Below are 5,309 nucleotides of genomic sequence, written 5' to 3' on the forward strand. Positions count from 1 at the left end.
GAAATATCAAACATTCCCGAGCCATTGCTCAATCCTAAATAATACCATTTGATGGTTTTACCTCCTAAGAAGTAAGAATCCAAGCCTTTGGATGCTCTTTTTGAAATCCAAATGCCGACGCCCAAGGTTAAAATAACGTAAACGGCTATAATCGAAATATCAATAATATCCATCTACTACTAGTTATTTGTTGTTGGTTGGGCGTTTTTGATTCCCCATTTTTTGTTGGGTTGAGCCCCCATGACAAAATGCAAAGTCCCTCCTTTTAGCATCTCCTCGTGGGAAATAGCCGTTTTGTTAAAGTCTTTTCCGTTTAAAGTTGCTGACTGGATATAGAAATTTTTATCCGAAACATTTTCAGCTTCTATGATAAAAGTCTTTTTATTTGGAAGATTAATAGTTGATTTCTCAAAAATAGGCGTTCCAATTTCATAGTCGCCCGACGCTGGATTCATTGGATACAATCCGACAGAACTCAACACATACCAAGCGCTCATTTGACCGCAGTCCTCATTCCCGCTCAATCCATTTGGAGTCGTGTTGTATTGCGTGTCCATAATATGACGTGCCCAATATTGCGTGCGCCAAGGTTGATTGGCATGATTGAACATATAAGCAATATGATGGCTTGGTTCGTTACCGTGTGCATATTGACCGATAAGTCCTGTGATATCTGCGGAAACATTATCGCCGGTAATTTCAGAACTCTCGGTAAACAATTGCTCTAAACGACTTGCAAATAGTTCATCGCTTCCATGAAGACGGATGAAATCTTCCACATCTTGCGGCACAAACCAGCTGTGTTGCCATGCGTTTCCTTCGGTATAATCGGTTTGTTCGCGGTGGTTGGAATGTTTCGGATCAAACGGTTCGTTCCATGACTTGCCATCTTCCGATTTACCACGCATAAATCCGCTGCCTTTATCAAATAAATATTGATAAGCTTTGGAACGGTTTAAGAAAAATTGATAATCGTCTTCTTTACCCAATAGTTTCGCCAATTCTGCAACACACCAATCGTCATAAGCATACTCCAAGGTTATCGTAACCGATTCATCGACTAAATTATAAGGAATATAACCGAATTTTTTATAATATTTCAGGCCACGTTCATCTTGCATCATCGTAGTTTTCATCGCTTCAAAGGCCTTTTCAGCATCAAAACCACGAATGCCTTTTTTATAGGCTTCAACGATCACAGGAATGGAATGGTAACCTGTCATGGTATTGGTTTCATTGCCGTACAAGGTCCAAACTGGTAAGATTTTTTTGACTTCGTAATACGCCAACATCGAGTTGACCATATCAGAAACGCGATCAGGAGCGATGATGGTCAGCAACGGATGTTCTGCTCTAAAGGTATCCCAAAGTGACAATGTTGAATAGGCCGTATAATCTTTGGCAGTAACGATGCTATCATTTTCCATTCTGAATTGGCCGTTTTTATCGCTAAACGTCACTGGCGCCAATTGAGCGTGGTACAAGGCAGTATAAAAAATGGTTTTTAAAGAATCCGTAGGCGTTTCCACGTCAAAAGAAGATAATGCCGTGCTCCATAACTCTTCAGCATCTGTTTTCGTTTTATCGAAAATAAATCCGCCAACTCCTAAATTGTCTTTGGCGTTTTCAATACTTACTGAAGAGACGGCTACTTTAGCAAATAATTCAGTGCCCGTTTCATTGGGATCAAACATCAATTGAACTGACGATTTGATACCATCATGTTCGCCTTCTTCAAAAACTTTACCGTCCACATATATTTTATAATCGGCTATCGGTTTTGAAAATTTGGCCACGAAAAACACTTTTTGATTATGTGCCCATCCGGTACTATAGCGGTAGCCGCTAATCGTGTAGCGATCCTCAACTTTTAACGACGATGCTACCGCTCTATCCCAATTGATGGCGAATCCTAAATTGACAATGATCGATTGCACATCGCCTTCTTTAAAAGTATATTTATGATAAGCCGTTCTTTCCGAGGTGGTCAATTCCACATTCACATTGGAATCCTCCAAAAACACTTGATAATATCCAGGAGTAGCTTTTTCATTTTTATGACTGTACGATGATTTGTACGGCAGACTATCACGAGACATTGGATTTAAAGTTAAATCATGAGCTTTGTTCGTGGGCATAAACAGAATATCGGCCAAATCGCCAATACCGGTTCCGCTCAAATTTAAATGGCTAAAACCGACGATAATACTGTCAGAATAATGATAACCTGAGCACCAATCCCAATCGCTAATGCCGTTAACAGGACTGACTTGCAACATGCCAAAAGGTACTGTAGCCCCAGGATAGGTATGGCCATGGCCGCCAGTTCCGATAAAAGGATCGACGTAGCTAATCAATTCTACTTTTTTGCCAATAGTTTCTGATTTTTTATTACAGCTTACTATTAAAATAGCGCAAAGAACAATTACGTATAGTTGTTTCATAATGGTAATTTTGTCCAAATTATTAAATCTCGTTTTTAACATTTCTAAAATAGACCAAAATCACAACACAACCCGTTTAATTCACACACCTTGATTTTTTAAAAAAAACTTGGCTTGCAATTTCGAGTTGTGAAGGATCTCATTATTCTATTAAAAACAAAAAGCAAGATGAGTTCACAGCATAAATTTTCATAATTTTAACCGCATTTGAAATAAATTTAGACGGACGACACGTTAACTCTCCTGAACATCACAAAAAAAAAATCTTTCATGAACTTTAAGTCCGGTAGGCTTTATAGAATATCATTTTGGCATCACATCATTTTCTGGTGTGTCTATTTTTTATTCAACACTTTTCGTTGGGGAATTTACTTTAATGACTACCTGTATTCCTTAAAAACAAACTTTTTAGGATTTCCGATTCATATTGCTTTATGCTATTTCAACATCTATTTCTTGATGCCGAAATTTTTGTTCAAAAAGAAATATGTGTCTTATGGTATTTTGATTTTATCCGCCATTTTTTTAATGGTGCTTGCAAAATTCAACCTCACTTATTTTTTAATCAGCAACGATGTTTGGCCAGAGGGTCCAGAAACCATAAATGCCTTGACCCTTAACTATACCGTCGACATGATGATTGGAGAACTTTATGTGATCACTTTTGTGACGGCCATTAAAGTGACTTTAGATTTCTTGAAGGAACAGAAACGCGTTGCCGATCTCGAAAGAAACCAATTGGAAACGGAGTTATTGTTTTTGAAAACCCAGATATCGCCGCACTTTTTCTTCAATACACTGAATAACATTCACTCATTAGCGCTTGAAAAATCAAATAAAACTCCGAAAGTCATCCTCAGACTTTCAGAATTGATGCGCTATTTGCTCTATGAAACAAAGTACGAGCGCCAATCCCTGGAGAATGAGATTCTGTGCATTCAGAATTACTTGGATTTAGAGAAAATACGACATGATGGCTTGCTTAAAATCAATATGTCCATTTCTGGAGACATCCAAGAAAAAAACATAGCGCCCATCCTGTTGCTGACCTTTGTTGAAAACGCCTTTAAACATGGCGTCAACAAAAATATTGGTATTGTTAAAATTGATATCGATTTCACAGTTGAAGGAGATTTTCTGTACTTTACAATTAAAAATCCTTTGCCTGCGGTTACAGAATTCAAGAACGAAGTCAACCATTCCAGCGGAATCGGCTTAGAAAACGTCAAAAAAAGATTAAATTTAGGCTATAATCAAAACGATTATAAACTAACCATTACCAGCGACTCAGAAAAATTCACGGTAAACCTTAAAATTAAAGTGGTTTAAAATTCACGATTAGGTTTTATCAAAAAAATCCATTATTCTTAAAATAAAAAGCATGAAAGGAGCATGATCCAAAAACTAGTCACAAAAACCAATGACGATATGCGAATTACTTATGCCTATTTTAAAACAATAACCTTCTACCTATGAAAATAAGATGTTTAATTATTGATGATGAGCCACTGGCAGCTAATGTAATTAAAAGTTATTTACAGCAAATTGAAGACATTGAAGTGGTCAAGACCTTCAATAATGCTATCGATGGATTGAATTTTTTAAAAAATCATAAAGTTGATGTGATTTTCTTGGACATTAACATGCCTGTTTTGGACGGACTTAATTTTATAAAAAGCTTAAAAGAACCACCTTTAATTATCATTACCAGCGCTTATACGGAATATGCCATTGAAACCTACAATTTGGATGTGCTGGATTATTTGGTTAAACCGTTTGAGTTCCCGAGGTTCATGAATGCTTTAAACAAACTTTACAGACGATTGAACATTAAACAACCTACCTCAGACCCCATAAATGCACGTCCGTTTCTTTTCCTTAAGATTGACAAGAAAAAAATGAAAAAGGTTTTTTTGGATGAAATACTAGTGGTGGAAAGTCTGAAAGATTATTTGAAAATCAATACCACCAATGGCCGATTTATGATCCATAGCACGCTATCAGACTTTACCGAATTATTGCCTCCCTCCGATTTTATTAGAATTCATCGCTCCTACACGATTTCCATCAGTAAGATTGATGCCGTTGAAGGCAACAGCATTGAAATTGATGGCATGCGCTATGTTATTGGGAGATCATATATTGAAGAAGTAAAGGAGAAAATTTTGAACTCTTCGATGTAGAAATACTTGGTATTAAGTACGAAGTATTAAGAATTGAGATACTTCGACAAGCTCACCACAACTTCGCGTTTAGAAGAAAGAGGAAAGAACAGAGACTCGATTTGGCTTTTCTGACGACTAAATCTTCTTAACATTAATTATTAGCTGGAGTTCGTGAATTCCTTAGCTATTAAGCATCCAATAAATGACGCTCATTTTGGAAGATGACACTCTTCCTGCTCGCTTAAACTTCCATTTTCAAAATAAGATTCACCCAGCTGAAGCTGCGAGCTATTCAAAGTTCAATCGAGAGCAATTTTGCGCGCCTAGTTTTTATGCTGAGACAACCTTATTACTCTAATTGTTTCCCGCAGATAGCGCTCACTAATCCCCAATACACTTGAGCTTTAGCTCGGGATACGGAAGTGCAGAGGAACAAAGGGCTTTAGCCCAATTAGCCCAAACTATAATCAGCAAACCAAAGCGCTTCACTTTTGGGTTTTGGAATTTTGGATTTGATAGTTTATACATTGAGATCCCGCCCAAAAGCGGGATTAATTCAACCAACAAAACCCAATACTTTTCGCTTTTGGGTTTTGGGTTTCACTAAAAAAAAAGGGAAAACTAATAAAAGTTCTCCCTTTTGACTAAACAAAAAAAATGAAAAATCTAATTCTCTTAATTCTGTTGTGCCCACCATAAC

Annotated in this window: 3 protein-coding genes; 2 read left to right on the forward strand and 1 reads right to left on the reverse strand. The window is 37.1% G+C overall.

Annotated elements, in window-relative coordinates:
• Positions 1-179: 179 nt before the first annotated feature.
• Positions 180-2,444 carry a GH92 family glycosyl hydrolase gene (locus ABIQ28_RS10895; RefSeq protein WP_348037180.1) on the reverse strand — a complete coding sequence of 755 codons (2,265 nt, stop codon included), beginning with the start codon at positions 2,442-2,444 and terminating at the stop codon, positions 180-182.
• Between the two features lie 270 nt (positions 2,445-2,714).
• On the opposite strand from ABIQ28_RS10895, the gene ABIQ28_RS10900 reads away from it, so the two are divergent.
• Both ABIQ28_RS10900 and ABIQ28_RS10905 read left to right on the forward strand, forming a co-directional pair.
• The gene (locus tag ABIQ28_RS10900) at positions 2,715-3,773 is read left to right on the forward strand and encodes a histidine kinase (protein WP_348037182.1); all 1,059 of its coding nucleotides are present in this window, start codon (positions 2,715-2,717) and stop codon (positions 3,771-3,773) included.
• A 143-nt stretch (positions 3,774-3,916) separates the two neighbouring features.
• Positions 3,917-4,627, forward strand: a complete 711-nt coding sequence (locus ABIQ28_RS10905) for a response regulator transcription factor (protein WP_348037184.1) — start codon at positions 3,917-3,919, stop codon at positions 4,625-4,627.
• The last annotated feature ends 682 nt before the right edge of the window (positions 4,628-5,309 follow it).

It is taken from the genome of Gelidibacter sp. (assembly GCF_039916245.1).
GTDB lineage: Bacteria > Bacteroidota > Bacteroidia > Flavobacteriales > Flavobacteriaceae > Gelidibacter.